Origin of the sequence: Microbispora bryophytorum (assembly GCF_043197435.1) — a bacterium.
GTDB classification, from domain to species: Bacteria; Actinomycetota; Actinomycetes; order Streptosporangiales; family Streptosporangiaceae; genus Microbispora; species Microbispora bryophytorum.
Genome location: NZ_JBICTF010000001.1, coordinates 498,765 through 516,496 on the forward strand (window position 1 = coordinate 498,765; position 17,732 = coordinate 516,496).

The 17,732-nt window shown below is 72.5% G+C and carries 20 protein-coding genes; 8 read left to right on the forward strand and 12 right to left on the reverse strand.

Annotated features, from left to right (window positions below; genetic code table 11):
• The first annotated feature begins 128 nt into the window (after positions 1–128).
• Together ACGFIB_RS02280 and ACGFIB_RS02285 are read left to right on the forward strand one after the other, a co-directional pair.
• Positions 129–1,262 carry a cysteine desulfurase family protein gene (locus tag ACGFIB_RS02280; protein ID WP_357257878.1) on the forward strand — a complete coding sequence of 378 codons (1,134 nt, stop codon included), beginning with the start codon at positions 129–131 and terminating at the stop codon, positions 1,260–1,262.
• Entirely contained in the window at positions 1,262–1,576 is a 315-nt protein-coding gene (locus tag ACGFIB_RS02285) for a sulfurtransferase TusA family protein (RefSeq protein WP_142568431.1), read from the forward strand. The genes ACGFIB_RS02280 and ACGFIB_RS02285 overlap by 1 nt, the downstream gene beginning before the upstream one ends.
• Positions 1,577–1,611: 35 nt before the next feature.
• Here the strand turns inward: ACGFIB_RS02285 and ACGFIB_RS02290 are convergent, their stop codons facing one another.
• On the reverse strand, positions 1,612–2,598 hold the full coding sequence (locus ACGFIB_RS02290; protein ID WP_191050457.1) for a carbohydrate kinase family protein: 987 nt from the start codon (positions 2,596–2,598) through the stop codon (positions 1,612–1,614).
• Between the two features lie 191 nt (positions 2,599–2,789).
• Entirely contained in the window at positions 2,790–3,143 is a 354-nt protein-coding gene (gene erpA / locus ACGFIB_RS02295; RefSeq protein WP_142568429.1) for an iron-sulfur cluster insertion protein ErpA, read from the reverse strand.
• A 196-nt stretch (positions 3,144–3,339) separates the two neighbouring features.
• Between erpA and nadA the strand changes: the two genes are divergently transcribed.
• Positions 3,340–4,494 (forward strand): quinolinate synthase NadA, encoded by a 1,155-nt coding sequence (gene nadA / locus ACGFIB_RS02300; protein WP_357257875.1) that lies wholly within the window; start codon positions 3,340–3,342, stop codon positions 4,492–4,494.
• 207 nt (positions 4,495–4,701) lie between these two features.
• On the opposite strand, the gene ACGFIB_RS02305 is transcribed toward nadA, so the two are convergent.
• From ACGFIB_RS02305 to ACGFIB_RS02325, 5 genes are read right to left on the reverse strand one after another with little or no spacing between them, the layout of a single operon-like run.
• Positions 4,702–5,457: a maleylpyruvate isomerase family mycothiol-dependent enzyme gene (locus tag ACGFIB_RS02305; protein WP_357257874.1), complete on the reverse strand. Its 756-nt coding sequence runs from the start codon at positions 5,455–5,457 to the stop codon at positions 4,702–4,704.
• A 16-nt stretch (positions 5,458–5,473) separates the two neighbouring features.
• Positions 5,474–6,022, reverse strand: coding sequence for a PspA-associated protein PspAB (pspAB, locus tag ACGFIB_RS02310; RefSeq protein ID WP_357257872.1), 549 nt, complete (start codon positions 6,020–6,022; stop codon positions 5,474–5,476).
• A 13-nt stretch (positions 6,023–6,035) separates the two neighbouring features.
• Positions 6,036–6,926 (reverse strand): zinc metalloprotease HtpX, encoded by an 891-nt coding sequence (gene htpX, locus ACGFIB_RS02315; protein ID WP_142568425.1) that lies wholly within the window; start codon positions 6,924–6,926, stop codon positions 6,036–6,038.
• Positions 6,926–7,204, reverse strand: a complete 279-nt coding sequence (gene pspAA, locus ACGFIB_RS02320) for a PspA-associated protein PspAA (protein ID WP_142568424.1) — start codon at positions 7,202–7,204, stop codon at positions 6,926–6,928. The genes htpX and pspAA overlap by 1 nt, the downstream gene beginning before the upstream one ends.
• Positions 7,201–8,004 carry a PspA/IM30 family protein gene (locus ACGFIB_RS02325; protein ID WP_142568423.1) on the reverse strand — a complete coding sequence of 268 codons (804 nt, stop codon included), beginning with the start codon at positions 8,002–8,004 and terminating at the stop codon, positions 7,201–7,203. Before ACGFIB_RS02325 ends, pspAA begins: the two co-directional genes overlap by 4 nt.
• 145 nt (positions 8,005–8,149) lie before the next feature.
• On the opposite strand from ACGFIB_RS02325, the gene ACGFIB_RS02330 reads away from it, so the two are divergent.
• Entirely contained in the window at positions 8,150–8,785 is a 636-nt protein-coding gene (locus ACGFIB_RS02330) for a DUF3043 domain-containing protein (RefSeq protein ID WP_142568422.1), read from the forward strand.
• A 95-nt stretch (positions 8,786–8,880) separates the two neighbouring features.
• Here the strand turns inward: ACGFIB_RS02330 and ACGFIB_RS02335 are convergent, their stop codons facing one another.
• Positions 8,881–9,924, reverse strand: coding sequence for an SMI1/KNR4 family protein (locus ACGFIB_RS02335; protein ID WP_357257870.1), 1,044 nt, complete (start codon positions 9,922–9,924; stop codon positions 8,881–8,883).
• Between the two features lie 96 nt (positions 9,925–10,020).
• On the opposite strand from ACGFIB_RS02335, the gene ACGFIB_RS02340 reads away from it, so the two are divergent.
• Positions 10,021–11,019, forward strand: a complete 999-nt coding sequence (locus ACGFIB_RS02340) for an aldo/keto reductase family protein (RefSeq protein ID WP_357239870.1) — start codon at positions 10,021–10,023, stop codon at positions 11,017–11,019.
• Between the two features lie 79 nt (positions 11,020–11,098).
• Here the strand turns inward: ACGFIB_RS02340 and ACGFIB_RS02345 are convergent, their stop codons facing one another.
• Positions 11,099–11,305, reverse strand: a complete 207-nt coding sequence (locus tag ACGFIB_RS02345) for a hypothetical protein (RefSeq protein WP_079313380.1) — start codon at positions 11,303–11,305, stop codon at positions 11,099–11,101.
• Positions 11,306–11,466: 161 nt separating this feature from the next.
• Between ACGFIB_RS02345 and ACGFIB_RS02350 the strand changes: the two genes are divergently transcribed.
• Both ACGFIB_RS02350 and ACGFIB_RS02355 read left to right on the forward strand, forming a co-directional pair.
• On the forward strand, positions 11,467–12,528 hold the full coding sequence (locus ACGFIB_RS02350; RefSeq protein WP_357257868.1) for a bifunctional adenosylcobinamide kinase/adenosylcobinamide-phosphate guanylyltransferase: 1,062 nt from the start codon (positions 11,467–11,469) through the stop codon (positions 12,526–12,528).
• Between the two features lie 119 nt (positions 12,529–12,647).
• Positions 12,648–13,577: an adenosylcobinamide-GDP ribazoletransferase gene (locus tag ACGFIB_RS02355; protein WP_357239861.1), complete on the forward strand. Its 930-nt coding sequence runs from the start codon at positions 12,648–12,650 to the stop codon at positions 13,575–13,577.
• 18 nt (positions 13,578–13,595) lie between these two features.
• Here ACGFIB_RS02355 and ACGFIB_RS02360 read toward each other — a convergent pair whose 3' ends face one another.
• From ACGFIB_RS02360 to ACGFIB_RS02370, 3 genes are read right to left on the reverse strand one after another with little or no spacing between them, the layout of a single operon-like run.
• Entirely contained in the window at positions 13,596–14,594 is a 999-nt protein-coding gene (locus ACGFIB_RS02360) for a CPBP family intramembrane glutamic endopeptidase (RefSeq protein WP_393367918.1), read from the reverse strand.
• 5 nt (positions 14,595–14,599) lie between these two features.
• Positions 14,600–15,613, reverse strand: a complete 1,014-nt coding sequence (locus tag ACGFIB_RS02365; protein ID WP_357257862.1) for a DUF1648 domain-containing protein — start codon at positions 15,611–15,613, stop codon at positions 14,600–14,602.
• Positions 15,610–15,969 (reverse strand): GntR family transcriptional regulator, encoded by a 360-nt coding sequence (locus tag ACGFIB_RS02370; protein ID WP_142568415.1) that lies wholly within the window; start codon positions 15,967–15,969, stop codon positions 15,610–15,612. The genes ACGFIB_RS02365 and ACGFIB_RS02370 overlap by 4 nt, the downstream gene beginning before the upstream one ends.
• 136 nt (positions 15,970–16,105) lie before the next feature.
• Between ACGFIB_RS02370 and ACGFIB_RS02375 the strand changes: the two genes are divergently transcribed.
• On the forward strand, positions 16,106–17,650 hold the full coding sequence (locus ACGFIB_RS02375) for a leucyl aminopeptidase (RefSeq protein WP_357257861.1): 1,545 nt from the start codon (positions 16,106–16,108) through the stop codon (positions 17,648–17,650).
• Positions 17,651–17,732: the final 82 nt, after the last annotated feature.

Genomic DNA, 17,732 nt, shown 5'->3' on the forward strand with positions numbered 1-17,732 from the left:
GACCCTTGGGTGAGACCGGCACCAGCCTTGTGACCGGTCTGCCCATTACTTTGTTGAGTTCACGCTGGGGGACACATTAGCGCGGACCGGCGCCGCCCCTCTGAGCAGCCCCCGTTAATGTCCTAACTGTGGCCTACCTCGACGCGGCGTCGACCGAACCTCTCCATCCCGCGGCCCGTGACGCCTTGCTGGCGGCGATCGACGCCGGCTGGGCCGATCCCGCCCGCCTGTACGGCACGGCGCGCCGCGCCCAGATGTTACTGGAGCGCGCGCGGGCAGAGGTAGCCGAACTGATCGGCGCCCGGCCCGACGAGGTGTCGTTCACCTCGTCGGGGACGCAGGCCGTCCACCTGGGAGTGCTCGGCACGCTGGCCGGCCGCCGCCGGGCCGGGACGCGCCTGGTGACGGGCGCCGTCGAGCACTCCAGCGTCCTGCACGCGGGCGAGGTCCACGAGCACGCCGGCGGCGAGATGGAGATCGTGGGCGTGAGCCGTACCGGCCGGGTGGACGCGGGCGCGTTCGCCGAGTCCGTCGCGCGCCCCGGCACGGCCCTGGCGTGCCTGCAGACGGCCAACCACGAGGTGGGGACCCTTCAGCCGGTCGAGGAGGCGGCGCGCGCCTGCCGGGAGGCGGGCGTGCCGCTGCTGGTCGACGCCGCCCAGTCGGCGGGCCGCCTGCCGATCCCCGAGGGCTGGTCGGTCCTCACCGCGAGCGCGCACAAGTGGGGCGGCCCGGCCGGGGTGGGCGTGCTGGCGGTGCGCAAGGGCGTGCGCTGGCGCTCGCCGCTGCCCGAGGACGAGCGGGAGCGGCGGCGCGTGCCGGGGTTCGAGAACGTGCCCGCGATCGTGGCCGCCGCCGCGGCCCTGCGCGCCCGCTCCGAGGAGGCGCAGGCCGAGGGAAGGCGGCTGTCCGCCCTGGTCGACCGGATCCGCGCCGAGGTGCCCCGCCTGGTGCCCGACGTGGAGGTCGTCGGCGACCCGGTCCTGCGGCTGCCGCACCTCGTGACGTTCTCCTGCCTGTACGTCGAGGGCGAGGCGCTGCTGACCGAGCTCGACAAGGCCGGTTTCGCCGTCTCGTCCGGCAGCTCCTGCACGGCGAGTACGCTTCGTCCATCGCATGTTCTGGAGGCAATGGGCGTGCTTACGCACGGAAATGTGCGGGTATCGCTGCCCCGGGGCGCGTCCGAGGACGACATCGATCGTTTTCTCGCGGTGCTCCCGGACATCGTGCGGCGGATCCGGTCGAGCCTGGGGGTGCACTGATGTGGCGCAGACGGACGGGCGGCGCCCGGCGGTCTCCCGAGGCGGCTCAGGCCGAGCTCGCCGAGCCGGTCCAGCCGGTGGAGCCGCCCGCGCTGACGATCGACGCGCTGGGCCGCAAGTGCCCGATCCCGATCATCATGCTGGCCGAGCGGATCAACCAGGTGGCGACGGGCGGCGTGGTCGCCGTGCTGGCCGACGACCCCGCCGCGTTCACCGACGTCCCGGCCTGGTGCCGGTTGAAGTCACACGAGCACGTGGCGAGCTACGAGCTGCCGCAGGGCGGCTGGTCCATCCACGTGCGCCGCAACTACTGAGCCGCTACTGAGCCGCGCCTGACGGCTCGGCGTTCTCAGGCGTAGTGGCAGCGGGCGTGCGCGCCCACCTCGTCGGCCGCCGCGGAGCCGTACGCCCCGGCGAAGCGCTCCAGGAAGACGCGCTGGCCCAGCTCGTACTCCTGGCAGCCGACCCGCTCGAGCACGTGGGTGGCGGTGAGGTTGCCGATCTGGGCGCAGCGCTCCAGCGGCAGCCCCCAGGACAGGCCCGCGAGGAACCCGGCGCGGAAGGCGTCGCCGACACCGGTCGGGTCGGCCTTGCCCAGCTCCGGAGCCGGCGAGATGTGCAGCGACGGCTCGCCCTTGCGGTCGATCCTGGCGCCCTTGGGGCCGAGGGTGGTCACCCGGACACCGACCCGGTCGAGGATCTCCTCGCCGGACCAGCCCGTCTTCTGCTCGATCAGCCCGAGCTCGTAGTCGTTGCTGAACAGGTAGGCCGCGCCCTCCACGAGCTGGCGGATCTCCTCGCCCGGCATGCGGGCGAGCTGCTGCGACGGGTCGGCGGCGAACGGGATGCCCCGCCGGCGCGCCTCGTCGGTGTGCCGCAGCATCGCCGCAGGGTCGTTGGGGCTGATCAGCACGAGGTCGAGCCCGCCGAGCCGCTCGGCGATCGGGCCCAGCTCGATCTCCCTCGCCTCGGCCATCGCGCCGGTGTAGAACGAGGCGATCTGGTTGTGGTCGTCGTCCGTGGTGCACAGGAAGCGCGCCGTGTGGTGCAGCTCGGAGACGTGCACCGAGGCGCAGTCGACGCCGTGGCGCTCCAGCCAGGAGCGGTAGTCGGCGAAGTCCGCGCCGACCGCGCCGACGAGGACCGGGGTGAGCCCGAGGCAGCCCATGCCGAACGCGATGTTGGCCGCGCATCCGCCGCGGCGGATCTGCAGATCGTCGACGAGGAACGACAACGACACCCGGTCGAGCTGCTCGGCGATGAGCTGGTCGCCGAAGCGGCCGGGGAACGTCATCAGATGGTCGGTGGCGATGGAGCCGGTGACGGCGATGCGCACGGGGTCATTCTCCTCGTTGTCAGCATCAGAGAGAAAGGGCCGGGATGTTGATCCCGCCGAACCTACTGAGCGTACCGTCTCGGGCATGACGACGCCCCGCACGGAACGTTCCGTACGGGGCGTTCGACCCACGCTCCACAGGGCACGAGCCCGGCACCGCCGGGCGCGTGCCCGTCGTCAGCCGGACGACGTCAGTTGAACGAGTCGCCGCACGCGCACGACCCCGTCGCGTTGGGGTTGTCGATGGTGAAGCCCTGCTTCTCGATGGTGTCCACGAAGTCGACCGTGGCCCCGACGAGGTACGGCGCGCTCATCCGGTCGGTGACGACGTGCACGCCGCCGAAGGTGGAGACCACGTCGCCGTCCATCGAGCGGTCGTCGAAGAAGAGTTGGTAACGCAGGCCGGAACAGCCACCCGGCTGGACGGCCACCCGGAGCTGCAGCCCCTCCTCGCCCTGCTGCTCGAGCAGGCTCTTGACCTTGCCGGCGGCCGCGTCAGTCAGGATCAGGCCCTGCTGCGTGGTCTCGCTGCTCTCAACCGTCATGTACTGACTCCCGCGTCTGCGCCAACCGCCCTTCGGGGCGGTCGATTGGTTCCGACGTCCTATCTAGACGCTACCAACACCCGTGAAGCCTTACACATTCCACCTGGCTCACGGGCAACCCGTGCGACGAACCAGGCGGTGTGATGTGTAATGATTAGTCGTCAGTTAGACGATAAGTCCCCTAGGGGGTGTGGTCGTGACGATCACCGAGACCGGTCTTCCGCTCTTCATCCTCGGCCAGGGCACCGATCCGCACAGCGAACGCGGCGTCGACTGCCCGGGCGAGCTGCCTCCCGCGTCCGATCCGACCCTCGTGGAGCGCGCCCGCGCGGCCAAGGAGCGGCTTGGCGACCGGTTGTTCGTGCTCGGTCACCACTACCAGCGTGACGAGGTCATCCAGTTCGCCGACGTGACCGGCGACTCGTTCAAGCTCGCCCGCGAGGCCGCCGCCCGGCCCGAGGCCGAGTACATCGTGTTCTGCGGTGTCCACTTCATGGCCGAGTCGGCCGACATCCTGACCGGTGACACGCAGAAGGTGGTGCTCCCCGATCTGGCCGCCGGCTGCTCGATGGCCGACATGGCGACCTTCACCCAGGTCGAGGACTGCTGGGACGCCCTGGAGGACGCCGGCATCGCCGACCAGGTGGTGCCGATCACGTACATGAACTCCAGCGCGGACATCAAGGCGTTCTGCGGACGGCACGGCGGCGCCGTGTGCACCTCCTCCAACGCCAAGCGCGCCCTCGACTGGGCCTTCGAGCAGGGCGAGAAGGTGCTGTTCCTGCCCGACCAGCACCTGGGCCGCAACACGGCCGTGCTGGAGATGGGGCTGTCGCTGGACGACTGCGTGGTCTACAACCCGCACCGCCCGAACGGCGGCCTCACCCGGGAGCAGCTGGAGAACGCGAAGATGATCCTGTGGAAGGGCCACTGCTCGGTCCACGGGCGTTTCTCCGCCGAGTGCGTGGACGAGGTGCGGGCCCGCATCCCCGGGGTGAACGTGCTCGTGCACCCGGAGTGCCGCCACGAGGTCGTGACGAAGGCCGACTTCGTCGGCTCCACCGAATACATCATCCGCAAGCTGGAGGAGGCCCCGGCCGGGTCCTCCTGGGCCGTCGGGACCGAGCTGAACCTGGTGCGCCGCCTGGCCGGCCAGTTCCCTGACAAGACCATCACGTTCCTCGACCGGACCGTGTGCTACTGCTCCACCATGAACCGCATCGACCTGCCGCATCTGGTCTGGGCCCTGGAGTCGCTGGCCGACGGCGAGGTCGTCAACCAGATCACCGTCGACGCGGACACCACCCACTGGGCCAAGGTCGCCCTCGACCGCATGCTTGCCCTGCCGTAGTCGCGGCCGTACGACGCGGGCGCCCCCGGGATCTCCCGGGGGCGCCCGCGTCTTCCCGCCCTGTCCTCGGCACCCGGCTCCGGATCCGCGCCGCAGAACCACGCGTCAGAACCACGCCTCGCATCCGCGCCGCAGAACCACGACTCGGAACCGCGCCTCAGATCCGCGCCTCAGATCCGCGCCTCAGATCCGCATCCGAACCGCGCCTCAGATCTTGGCGCGCTCGCGCCACCAGTCCAGCAGCGCCGCGTCGCCCTCGGCCGCGCCGGGCTCGCGCCGTCCCCACAGCGTCAGCATCAGCTCGCCGGTCGTCTCCGCGCGCACGGTGACATCCGCCGTCACGGCCTGGGCGTCGGACCGCTCGTACGTGAACCCCTCGGGCGTGAGCCGCACGAGCCACGCCCCACCCGTCTCCGTCCACCAGGAGATCGTCTCCCCGCCGCCCCTCAGCTCGGCGATCTGGGGCCGCCAGCGGGTATGCGGGAGCAGGTCGAAGAACTCCGCCACCCCGTCGGCGGCGACGTCCTCGTCCACCTGCGGGGCGATGCCCAGGGCGATCTCGGCGTCGGCGCGGTGGACGACGGTCTCGTGGAGCTGGCGGCGGGACCAGAACCGAGCGCTGCGGTCCCCCGTCCAGTTCCACACCTCGTCGTCCGGGTCGCGGCCCTTCAGCGCCTCGGCGAGCTGTACGGCTCCCGCCTCCAGCCAGTCCGCGTGGCCGGCGAAGTCCTCGGGGAAGCCGAGGTCCATCGCGGCGCGGTCGTATCGGCGGCGGGCGCCATCCCGCACCATCGCGGCGGCCCACCGGTGGATGGCGCCGGTGTGCTCGACCAGCTCCCTGAGGTCCCATCCCGGGCAGGTCGGCACGGGCGTGGCGCCGTCCCGTCCCCGTACGGCCTCGGCCATCCGGCCGATCTGCTCGCTCGCGGCCTCGGTGCGCCGCAGGTGGGTCCACTCGGTCATGAGGACTCCCGAAGGGTCACAGGCCGGGGGCGCTCCAGACGGGAAACCAGCTCGCCAGCTCGGGCTCGATCGTGAGCTCGTGGTCCAGCACGCTCCGCACCTGTAGTTCCAGTGCGTTGTCGCGGCGCGATTCGCCGGCGGGGGCGAAGGGGTAGAACGTGCCGCGCTTGTAGAGATACACGATCGCCAGCGTCCTGTGCGAGGGGTCGGCGAAGGTGACGAGCGAGCACAGCAGCGACGGGCCGAACCCGGCCGACTCCAGGGAAGAGTTGGCGGCGTGCAGGTCGGTCACGAGCCCGGCCACGTCGGGGTTGCGCACCTGCAGCCAGGTGTAGCCGTAGGAGTCCCGGGAGACCTCGACCCGGCCCATCAGCGCCTCGATGTCCTGTTCGAGCCGGGCGAACGCGCCGCCCTCCGCGGCGCGGAAGCACACCGAGCCGGTGCCCGCCGGGGCGAATCCGGTGGCGGCCTGCAGCGTGACGGCGGCCGACGGCAGGCCGAACAGCGCGTCCAGATCGGGCCTGGCGGGCTTGGAGCGGCCGAGCAGGGCGTCGAACCAGCCCATCAGTGCCTCCTCATCAGCGGCCCAGGGCCGCGGAGATCCTGGCGAGCTGGTCCAGCCTGCGCTCCAGCGACGGGTGGGTCGACAGCAGCGAGGCGATGCTCTGTCCCGACAGGGCGGGCGCGAAGAAGAAGGCGTTGAACGGCTGCGCCTCGCGCAGGTCCCTGGTCGGGATCCTGCCGATGTCTCCGCTGATCTTGACCAGGGCGCTGGCCAGAGCGCTCGGCTGCTGCGTCAGCAGCGCGCCGGCGCGGTCGGCGGCCAGTTCGCGGTAGCGCGACAGCGCCCGCGTCAGCAGGAAGCTGACGGCGTAGACCAGCCCGGAGACCGCGAAGATGATCAGGCCGACCGGGGGCCCGTTGTCGTTCCTCCGGCCGCCCAGACCGGTGTAGAGCGCGAAGCGCGTCATCAGACCGGCCACGACCCCCAGGAACGAGGCGATCGTCATCACCGCCACGTCCCGGTGGGCCACATGGGACATCTCGTGGGCCAGCACCCCTTCGAGCTCCCGGGCGTCGAGCCTGCGCAGGATGCCGGTGGTCACGCAGACCACCGAGTGCTTCTGGTTGCGTCCGGTGGCGAACGCGTTCGGAAGGTCCGAGTCGGCGATCGCCACCCGCGGCTTCGGCATCCCCGCCATCGCGCTCAGCCGGTCGATGATTCCATGCAGCTCGGGGGCCTCCTGCGGGGAGACCTCCCGCCCGTGCATCGCGAACAGCGCGATCTTGTCGGACAGGAAGTACTGCGCCAGCAGGAAACCCCCGGCGATCACGAGCACGGTGACCGCACGCACGCCCATCGCGATGAGGAGGGCCACGAACGCGACGTAGAGCAGCCCGAGCAGGAACATCGTCACGGTCATCCGGACGGTGAGTCCGCGATCAGGGGCGAAGCGCGTGGATGCCATCAGCCAGGGATGAGCCCGGTGTCGCCGAGCATCTCCCGCACTTCCTCGATGGAGGCGTCGGCCGGAGGCAGGATCAGCTCGGACGGCTCGAGCGAGTCGTCCGGCAGGGCCTTGCCGACGTGACGCACCTTGTCGAGGAGCGCGTGCAGCTTGGTGCGGAACTCGATCTCGTCGTCCGACTCGATCGCGGCCTCCAGCTCGCTGTCGAGCTCGTTGAGGACGTCGATGTCGGCGGCGCCGATCTCGACCTGTCCCTCACCCATGATTCTGACGATCACAGTCCCTCCCCGGGCTGGCGCAGCTGCTGGGTGTGCTGCTGGCTGGACGGGGCGGCCTGGCCCTGCTGCTGACCGGGCTCGATCGCGCTCCTGGGCGCCGGGCCCTGGCCGAGCTCGGCCTTCATCTTGGCGAGCTCCAGCTCGACGTCCGAGCCGCCGCCCATGCGGTCGAGCTCCGCCTGGATGTCGTCACGCTGCCCGGTGAAGTCGTCCAGCGCGCCGCTGGCCAGCAGCTCGTCGATCGCGCCCGCGCGCGCCTGCATCTGCGCGGTCTTGTCCTCGGCCCGCTGGATCGCCAGGCCGACGTCGCCCATCTCCTCGGAGATGCCGGAGAACGCCTCGTTGATCCGCGTCTGGGCCTCGGCCGCCGTGTAGGTGGCCTTGATGGTCTCCTTCTTCGTGCGGAAGGAGTCGACCTTGGCCTGGAGCCGCTGGCTGGCGAGGGTGAGCTTCTCCTCCTCACCCTGCAGGTTGCCGTACTGGATGCGCAGGTCGGCGATCTGGGTGTTGAGACCGTTGCGGCGGGTCAGCGCCTCACGGGCCAGATCCTCGCGCCCGGCCGACAGGGCCTGCCTGCTCTGGTTCTCCAGCTTCGTGGCCTGCCCCTCGAGCTGGTTGATCTGCAGCTCCACCCGCTTGCGGCTGGTGGCCACGTCGGCCACGCCCCGGCGGACCTTCTGCAGCAGCTCAAGCTGGCGCTGGTAGGAATAGTCCAGCGTCTCCCGCGGATCCTCCATCTTGTCCAGGGCCTTGTTGGCCTTGGACTTGAAGATCATGGAAAGTCTCTTCATCACGCTCATGCGCGTCGGCCGTCCCCTTCTCAGGTTGTGCGTGGGTGATCCCAGCCGTCTCAAACCCCTTGTCAGGCGGCGCAGCCGCCTGGGTTCACCCTACGCATAACGCGCGAGGGCGTCACTAAGTTGCACTCCCGGTAGGCTGGGCGACGTGTTCCGACGTCGCAGCCAGACCTCCGCGGAGGACTCCCCCGTCCCTGTAGAGGATCCTAAGCCCCACGGCACCCCGGGGAAGGGTCGTCCTACCCCGAAGCGGAGCGAGGCGCAGGGCCGCCGCCGCTCCCCGGTGACCGCTCCGGCCAACCGCAAGGAGGCCTACCGCCTGTCGCGCGAGCGCGACAAGACGCTACGCAGCAAGCAGCGCGAGGCCCTGCTGCGGGGCGACGAACGGGCGCTGCCGGCACGCGACCGCGGCCCGGTGCGCAAGTTCGCCCGCGAGTGGGTGGACTCGCGGCGGCTGCCGGGGCAGTACTTCCTGCCCGTCGTGTTCGTCATCATGCTGCTGTCGATGGTGCCGTTCCCGATCCCGGTCCGCTCGGCCGTCCTGCTGGTCTACACCATGTCGCTGCCGGTCGTGATGGTGCTCGTGCTGGCGAGCTCCTTCTACGTGGCGGGGAAGGTGAAGAAGGAGGCGGCGGAGAAGTTCCCGGGCGAGGACCTCAAGGGCGTGGGCTTCTACGCGGCGATGCGCTCGTCCCAGATGCGCCGCCTGCGCTTCCCCAAGCCGGCCGTCCTGCCCGGCGGCCTCCCCGTCGCCCTCAAGAACACGGCCGGCGCGAAGAAGTGACCCGCACGGCCGCCTGACCCGGGCCGTCTTAGCCGGTCTGCCTGACCTGGGCCGCCTCACCTGGGCTGCCTGGGCCGGGCCTGGCCTGGGCTGCCTCACTTCCACTCCAGGACGCCCTCGCGTACCACGGGGACCCACCCGCCCACCGGGCCGCCCTTGGCGAGGGCGTCCGCGGTGCTCTTGAGCAGCGCGTAGTACGACGACCACTCGTCCTCGGCGTACGGCATCTCCCAGTCGGCCGAGCCCACGCCGCCGGTGGCGGAGTTCGTCACGAGATAGTCGCCGAAGTCGGAGTCGTAGGCGAAGGGGATGCCTCCGCCCAGCCCGCAGGCCTCGGGCCAGGAGGAGACCAGCCCGCGCGCGCCCAAGATCTCGTAACTCGACGAGAACCGGAACGCCGCCGGGCCGCGGGCGCCGTCGTGCCGCAGCAGCGAGGCCCTGAGCGAGTCGGGGATGCGCCTCCCCAGCCGGGCCTCGGCCTTCGCCAGCAGCACATGACCGGCCGGGCCGTTCAGCGAGGCGTACGTCCTCGGCGCGTGCGCCTTCAGCCATCTCTCCATCCGCCGCCACTGCCGGTTGACCGCGGCCGTCACGCGCCGGGAGACCGGCCGTGCGGCCGGGGCCGTAGAGCCCGTCTTCCTGAGCGCGCACGCCGGGTCGCGGGACGGCAGCGGCGGCTGGGCCGCGGGCACACCGGTGACCGGATCCGCCGACGGGACCGCGGTGGCGGGTTCGGCGTACGCGCCCGCGTACGCGGCCCGGCCGGAGGCCGTCCCGGCCTGCGGGCGGAACACGGCGTTCTCCAGCAACTGCGACGCGAGCACGAGCAGGCCGAGCGCGGCGAGCGCGGCCGTCCAGCGGCGCGCCTTCCTCCCGCGCGGCCGCTCGATCCGGGGGAGGCCGTCGAGGAGACGGGCGATCGGCGCGCCGCCCTCCGGCCGGTCATACCTCTCGAGGTCCTCGCTCGTGGGCCATCCGAGCAGGGGCTCGGGGCCGCGCCCGGCCAGGTCTCCGGCATCCCCCGGCGGAGCGGGGTGCCGCGAAGCCGGCGGGGCAGGGTGCGGAGCGGCACGGCGCCGGCGTGCGGCGACGAGCAGTCCGGCGGCCGCACCGGCGACCAGCGCGACGACCAGAGCCACTCGTACACGGCGAGAAGCGATCAAGCGGCGCACGCCGGGCACCTTATCGCGAACCACCCGGCGGAGTGACGCGATGTCATGACCTAAGGTCGGACCATGGAATACCGTCATCTTGGCCGCAGTGGCCTCATGGTCAGCGAGATCAGCTACGGCAACTGGATCACCCATGGGTCGCAGGTGGAGGAGGACGCCGCCGTCGAGTGCGTCCGAGCGGCTCTCGACGAGGGCGTCACGACCTTCGACACCGCCGACGTCTACGCCGGGACCAGGGCCGAGGACGTCCTCGGCCGGGCGCTGAAGGGCGTGCGCCGCGAGTCGCTGGAGATCTTCACCAAGGTCTACTGGCCGACCGGGGAGGGCAAGAACGACCGCGGGCTGTCCCGCAAGCACATCACTGAGTCGATCAACGGGTCGCTCCGGCGGCTGCAGACCGACTACGTCGACCTCTACCAGGCGCACCGCTACGACGCGGAGACGCCGCTGGAGGAGACCCTGCGGGCCTTCGACGACCTCGTACGGCAGGGCAAGGTGCTGTACGTCGGCGTCAGCGAGTGGTCGGCCGACCAGATCGCCAGGGCCCTGAAGATCGCCGACGAGATGGGCTTCGACCGGCTGGTGTCCAATCAGCCGCAGTACTCGATGCTCTGGCGGGTCATCGAGGCCGAGGTCGTGCCGTTGTGCGAGAAGGAGGGCCTGGGCCAGATCGTCTGGTCGCCGATCGCGCAGGGTGTGCTCACCGGCAAGTACCTGCCCGGCCAGCCGCCGCCGGCCGGATCCCGCGCCACCGACCCGTCCGGTTCGGGCTTCATCGGCCGGCTGATGGACGACGAACTGCTGCGCCGGGTGCAGGACCTCAAGCCGATCGCGGCCGACCTCGGGCTCTCGATGGCCCAGCTCGCCGTGGCGTGGGTGCTGCAGAACCCGAACGTGTCGTCGGCCATCATCGGGGCCACCAAGCCCGAGCAGGTGCGCGACAACGTCAAGGCCGCGGGCGTGAAGCTCGACGCCGAGGTGCTCAAGAAGATCGACGACGTGCTCGGCGAGGTCGTCGAGCGTGACCCGGCCAAGACCGTCAGCCCGCCCACGCGTCCCTGACACCGTCGCCGGTCCTGCCGGACCGGTGTCGTCACGGGGGTCGGCACCGCGCTCGTCGCGGTCCCGGCCCCCGCCCGGCTCATTCGGCGCGCAGGGACATCCCCGAGTATTCGACCCGCTCGTCCTCCATGAGCGTGACCTGCTCGACACCGGCCTCGAGCAGCTCGCGCCAGCTCTCCCCCAGCCACGACTCCGCGTCCGACTGGCTGGAGAAGATCTCCCGGGGCAGCGGCCGGTCCGTGACCTCGCCGCCGTTCGCGTCCTCGTAACGCCACCGCCAAATCATCCGCACCCGCTCCTTCGGTTCCTCGCGGCCCCCGCGCGGGACTTCACGCCGGGGCCGGTGCGGCACAACGACCGTGCAGCCGGACCCTATCCTCTCTTCCCGGCGTCCACTCCCCCGCCGACGCGGGGCGCCCGGCGACACGGACGCGGAAAGGCAGCGGCATGGAGATCCGCCTGGAGGGAACCGGCGGCCCGGAGGGCTGGCCCGTCCCCGGCTGTCCCTGCGCGTCCTGCGGCCGGCTCGCCCCCGGCCACCGGCGTCCGGCCTCGATCGTGCTCGACGGCCGCGTACGGCTCACGGACGCCCGCCCGCCCGCCGGGTACGTGATCCACCGGACGGCCGACGGGTGCGAGGTCACCGGGCCCGGCGGCGATCGCCTGCTGTACGCCGTAGGACCCGCCACCGGCTCTCCCGCGCGGGACGCGGACGCGCCCTTCGACGTGGTGCTCATGGACCTGCCCGACCGGCCGGAGCGGCTGGGCGACCTGCGCCGCCGCGGACGGGTCACGCCCGCGACACCGATCATCGCGGTGCACCTCGGCCACCGGATCCCGGCGGAGAGCGAGCTGGCCCGCCGCCTCGGATTCTGGGGCGCGACGGCCGTCCCCGACGGGACCGTCGTGGACACGGCGAGCGTGCGGGCGGCGAGCGTGGAGGCGGCGCCGTGGGTGCGGCCACGCCGGACGCTGCTGCTGGGCGGGTCGCGGTCCGGCAAGTCCGAGGAGGCCGAGCTCCGCCTGGCCGCCGAACCCGAGGTGACCTATGTCGCCACCGGGCCCTCGGGCGGTGACGACCCGGCCTGGCTCGCCCGTGTGCGCGCCCACCGTGAACGGCGCCCGGCGCACTGGCGGACCGTGGAGACGACCGACCTCGCGTCCGTCCTGTCCGGCGGTCCGGGGACGTCGCTCATCGACGGGATCGGCACCTGGCTCGCCGCCGTGTTCGACGAGTGCGCCGCCTGGCCGGACGGCACGCCCGCGGCCGGCCATCGCGCCGCCCTCGACCGGGTGGCGGAGCGGTGCGACGCGCTGACAGCCGCCTGGCGCGGAACCCGCGCCCGGGTGGTGGCGGTGACCGACGAGGTGGGCCTCGGGGTGATCCCGGCCACGCCCGCCGGACGGCTGTTCCGCGACGCGCTCGGCCGCCTCAACCAGGCACTCGCCCGCGAGTCCGAGGACGTCGCCCTGGTGGTCTCCGGGCGGGTCGTCCCGTTGCCCCTGTGAGAACTACGATCTGCCCTCGTGCCCCACGAACCCTCCCCCGTGAGCGAGCGAAGCGAGCAGACCGGCAAGCACAGGGTGATCCGCTCATGCGACCGTGAGCCGCCAGGCAAGGAGCCGGCATGAGCGGCCCCGGCGCGGCCTGGCGGCTCGCGGTCGGGACCCTCACCGTCTTCCCCGTACGGCCGGTGGAGGTCGACCGCGCCGTGGCGGGACGCGCCATGTCGCTGGCGCCGTTCGTCGGCCTGCTCCTCGGCCTGGCCGCCGCCGTGGTGCTCGCGGTCGCCGGCGCGGTGTCGGGCTCGCCGCTGCTCGGCGCCGTCCTCGCGGTGGCGGCGCTGGCCTGGCTGACCCGGGCCCTGCATCTGGACGGCCTCGCGGACCTGGCCGACGGGTTCGGCAGCGGCAGGCCGGCCGACGGCGCGCTGGAGGTGATGAAGCGCTCCGACATCGGCCCGTTCGGGGTCGTCACCATCGTGATCGCCCTGCTCGTGCAGGTGGCCGCGCTGTCGCGGGACGGCACGGCCGCCTGGGCCGCGCTGGTGACGGCGGCGGCGACCGGCAGGCTGGCCGTCACGTGGGCGTGCCGCGGGGGCGTGCCCGCCGCCCGGCCCACCGGCCTCGGCGCGCTCGTCGCCGGCACCGTACGGCGGGGTGCCGCGATCGGGGCCACCCTCGCGACCGCCGCCGTGGTCGCCGTGCTCGCTCTCGCGGAGGCCGCCGGTCCGTCGCTGCTGGACTACTGCCGGCCGTCCGGTCTGTCGAACCCCTTCGACCGCCCTCATCCCGCGCTGGTCACCTACTCCGAGGTGACCGGGTACATCTCCGGCCCGGACGTGCGGCCCGGCGGGGTGCTGCACCACCTGGCGGCCGATCCGTACCTGATCACGGTGGCCGGGCTGCTGCTGGCGATGGCCGCCGGGCTGGGGGCCGCCGCGCTGCTGCGCCGCCGGGCCGTACGGCGGCTGGGCGGCGTCACGGGCGACGTGCTCGGCGCCCTGGTGGAGACGGCCACGACGGTGACGCTGCTGACCGCCGTCCTGCTGATGTGACCCTCGCGAACAGGCGGCTCAGCGCGGCGTGGTGACGGGACGCAGCCGGTAGGCGACGAGGACGGCGGCCGCGAGCAGCACCCAGCCGACGACCCCGGTGATCCCGGCGAGCGCCGCGTTCGGCGGGGCGGCCGTGTCGCCGAGGAGCAGCGCCAGGCCCGCCACGGCGTTCAGCGAGCCGTGTGCGATGACCGCGGGCCACACGCTGCGGGACCGCAGCCGCATCCAGCCGAGCAGCGCCCCGAAGATGACGCAGAAGCCGACGAACAACACCGCCGCCCAGGCGCCGAGCTCCGGGTAGTTGTAGCCCTTCAACGTGAGCGGCGCGTGCCACAGACCCCAGATCACGCCGGACAGCACCATCGCCGGCCACACCCGGGCGGGCCGCCGCTCCCCCGGGCCGGGCACTCCCGCCGGCTCCGGCGAGACGCCCGGCATCGGCGAGACCGCCGGCACGGGGGCGACCGCCGGCATGGGGGCGACCGCCGGGTCTCCGAGCAGGCGCGGCAGGAGCCAGCCCCGCCAGCCCCACTCCTCTCCGAACGCGGGGATCGCGTTGATGAACGGGGCGATCAGCACGGCCTGCACGACCTGCACGACGTACAGGACCCGCGGGTCCAGCGGCACCTTGTCGGCTGCCGCGCCCAGCTGCGCGCGGAACAGGCTCAGCCCGGCGAAGTCGAGGCTCACGACGCCGACGGCGGCGCTCACCAGGAGAGCGATGGCCACGAGAAGCGGCACGCCGAGCAGCGCCGCCACCAGGAGCGGGGCCGTCGTGCCCCGGTCCGGTCCGAGCGTGAGCCCGGTCGCCCGCGCCCATTCCCGCAGCGGCGTGCCGCGCCGCCGGGTGAGCCACACGGCCAGTACGCCCAGGGACGGCGTGAACATGATCGGGATGCCGAGAAGCTGGAAGGCGGACGGGCTGACCGGTCCCGTCCACAGGGGCAGCGCGATCAGCCACGAGGCCCCGAACGCGACGAGGAGGAACAGGCAGACATCGGCGTTGCGCCGGATCACGGTCATCACCTTTCGACGGAGGGGTGCTGCCGGGCGATGAGGGCGTTGAGCAGGGCGGCGCCCGCGGCGGCGTCGTCCACCGTGATCCCCAGCTCACCGCCGGAGGTGTACCTGACGACCAGGCACTCGCCGCCGCGGATCATGATCGTGGCCCGTCCGGGGAGCCCTCGGTATCCCCAGCCGCCCACCTGCGCCGGATACCGCTCCTCCACCCACGCCCGCTCCACACGGTCGAGACGCACCCTGCGCAAGGGCCACCGCAGCGGGCCGACCGACACCGTCAGCGATTCGGGGACGACCCGCACCGAGACCGATGACAGCACCGCGCCGACCACGCCTGTCAGGGCCAGAGGCACCACGGCGCCCCACCCGTCGCGGATCAGGCCGGACCGGGCCGCGGCCGCGACGACCACCGCGGCGGCGAGCGCCACGAGCGTGAGCCAGGACGCCCACGGCGCGGTGGCGGTGGAGACCCACACCGGCCGCTTTCCCGGACTGAGGTCGATCACCGGTTCCGCCGGCGGCGGCGCCGGGGAGGCGTCCGGGCCGCGGCGGCCGGCGAGCCAGCCCAGCGCCCCGAGCGCGATCGGCGCGACGACGACCACCGCGACCTGCCAGGTCATGCCCGCCGCGCGGGTCCAGTCGCCGCGGTCGAGGTTGGCGGCGACCGTGAACGCCTGCGTGGTGATCAGGAGCCCGCCCGCCCAGGCCAGCCCGGCGCAGTAGAAGGCGCGCGGCGCCCGGCGGACCAACGTGCGAGCGCGCGCCGCGACGCCGATGCCGATCCCCGCGACGACGACCCACAGCACGACCGGAAAGAGCGCGAAGGCGGCGAATGACATCGAGCCGTCGGGCCGCCCGGACGGCCCCCAATGAGTGGCCAGCGGGTCCGGCAGGCGGTCGGCGAGCACGAGCGGCACCGCCACGAGCACGGCGGCGACCAGGACGGCCCAGGCCGCGGCGGCCGGCAGGAATCGGGCGCGGAAGCCGGTTGCGGAGGTGTCGCGCGGGTCGGTCATGCCATTTCCTCACTGAGGTCCGTGATGAGAGCGACGACGTCGCCGGCGGTGAGGCCATACCTGGCGGCCTCGTCGAGCAGATCGCGCGCACGCGTCCTGAGCGCCGCGCGGCCGTCCGGCCGCCGCAGCACCGACACGCCGCGCCCGCGGCGGAACTCCAGCAGGCCCTCGTCCCGCAGGTCGCGCAGCGAGCGCAGCACCGTGTTCGCGTTGACGCCCAGCGCGTGGGCCAGGTCGCGGGCCGGCGGCAGCCGATCGCCGGGGGCGATGTCCCCGGCCTCGATCGCGCGCCTGATGGCGACGGCCACCTGTTCGTGCAGGGGCCGCGGATCGTTGAGATCGAGCGTGAGCAACATGATGCTACCGACATTAGCACCATATGTCCGGAAGGGTGCGATGGTGCTAGTTCCATTGGCATCATCGAGGCCATCGATAGGTAGGATGAACCCTCGTTTATGCGTAGCCGAGTAAGCCCAGCTAGCATCGGCTCACGTGACCACAGTGCGCATCAACGCATCTGACGCGGTCTCCATCGAGACCAGTGCTCTCATAATCGGCGTCCACACGACCCCGGAGGGTCCACGCCCGGCTCCCGGAGGTGAAGGCCTCGACCAGGCCCTGGACGGACGACTAGCCGAGATCCTCACCACCATGGGGTTCACCGGCAAGACCCAGGAGATCGTCAAGATCCCGACCTTCGGGGCGCTGCCCGCGCCCGTCGCCGTCGCCGTGGGCCTCGGCGACGCCCCGCAGGCAGCACCGCAGGCCGCCCCGCAGGACGGCGCCGGGGATGGCTACGACCTGGAAACCCTGCGCCGCGCGGCCGGAGCCGCCGTCCGCTCCCTCGCCGGCACGGCGTCCGCCACGCTCGCCCTGCCCGCCCGTACGGCCGCCGAAGCGGAGGCCGTGGCGCTGGGCGGCCTGCTGGGCGCCTACGACTTCACGCGCTACCGCACCGGCGGTGACCGCAGGCAGCCGGTCGGCGAGCTGACCGTCCTGTCCGCCGCGGCCGGGGCCGAGGAGGCCGTCGCGCACGCGGCGACGCTCGCCGACTCCGTGACCCTCGTCCGCGACCTGGTGAACACGCCGCCGTCGGACCTCTGGCCCGCGCGTTTCGCCGAGATCGCCCAGGAGACCGGCCTTGAGGCCGGCCTGTCGGTCGAGGTGCTGGACGAGGTCAGGCTCAAGGAGGACGGCTACGGCGGCATCGTCGGCGTCGGCCAGGGCTCGGTCAACCCTCCGCGCCTGGTCCGCGTCGCCTACAGCCACCCGGAGGCCACCCGGAAGGTCGCGTTCGTCGGCAAGGGCATCACTTTCGACTCCGGCGGCCTGTCGCTCAAGCCCTCCGCCTCCATGGACTGGATGAAGTCGGACATGGGCGGAGCGGGAGCCGTGTTCGGCGCGCTCCTCGCGATCGCCCGGCTGGGCCTGCGCGTCAACGCGGTCGGCTACCTCTGCCTCGCCGAGAACATGCCCTCGGGCAGCGCCCAGCGTCCCTCCGACGTCCTGCACACCTACAGCGGCAAGACCGTCGAGGTGCTCGACACCGACGCCGAGGGCCGCCTGGTGCTGATCGACGGCATCGCCCGCGCCGCCGAGGACGAGCCCGACGTGATCATCGACGTCGCCACCCTGACCGGCGCCCAGATCGTGGCGCTCGGGTGGCGTACGGCCGGCGTGATGGCCAACGACGACGCCCTGCGCGAGGAGATCGTCCGCATCGCCGGCGAGCAGGGCGAGGGCGCCTGGGGCATGCCGCTGCCCGCCGAGCTGCGCAAGGGGCTCGACTCCGCGGTCGCCGACATCGCCAACCTTCAGCCCGAGCGGTGGGGCAGCATGCTCGCCGCGGGCATCTTCCTGCGGGAGTTCGTCCCCGCGGGCGTCCGCTGGGCGCACGTGGACATGGCCGGGCCGGCGTTCAACAAGGGCGAGCCGCACGGCTACACGCCCAAGGGCGGCACCGGCGCGCTGACCCGCACGCTCGTCGCCGTGGCCGAGCGCTACACGGGGAACGGGACGTCCGCGCAGGCTGTTTAGACAGAAAGAGCCTTCGCGGGCTGTTCGAAGAGGGAAGACGGCTCCGCCGCGGCCTGCCGTGCGGGCCCGGGCCGGGGCCACG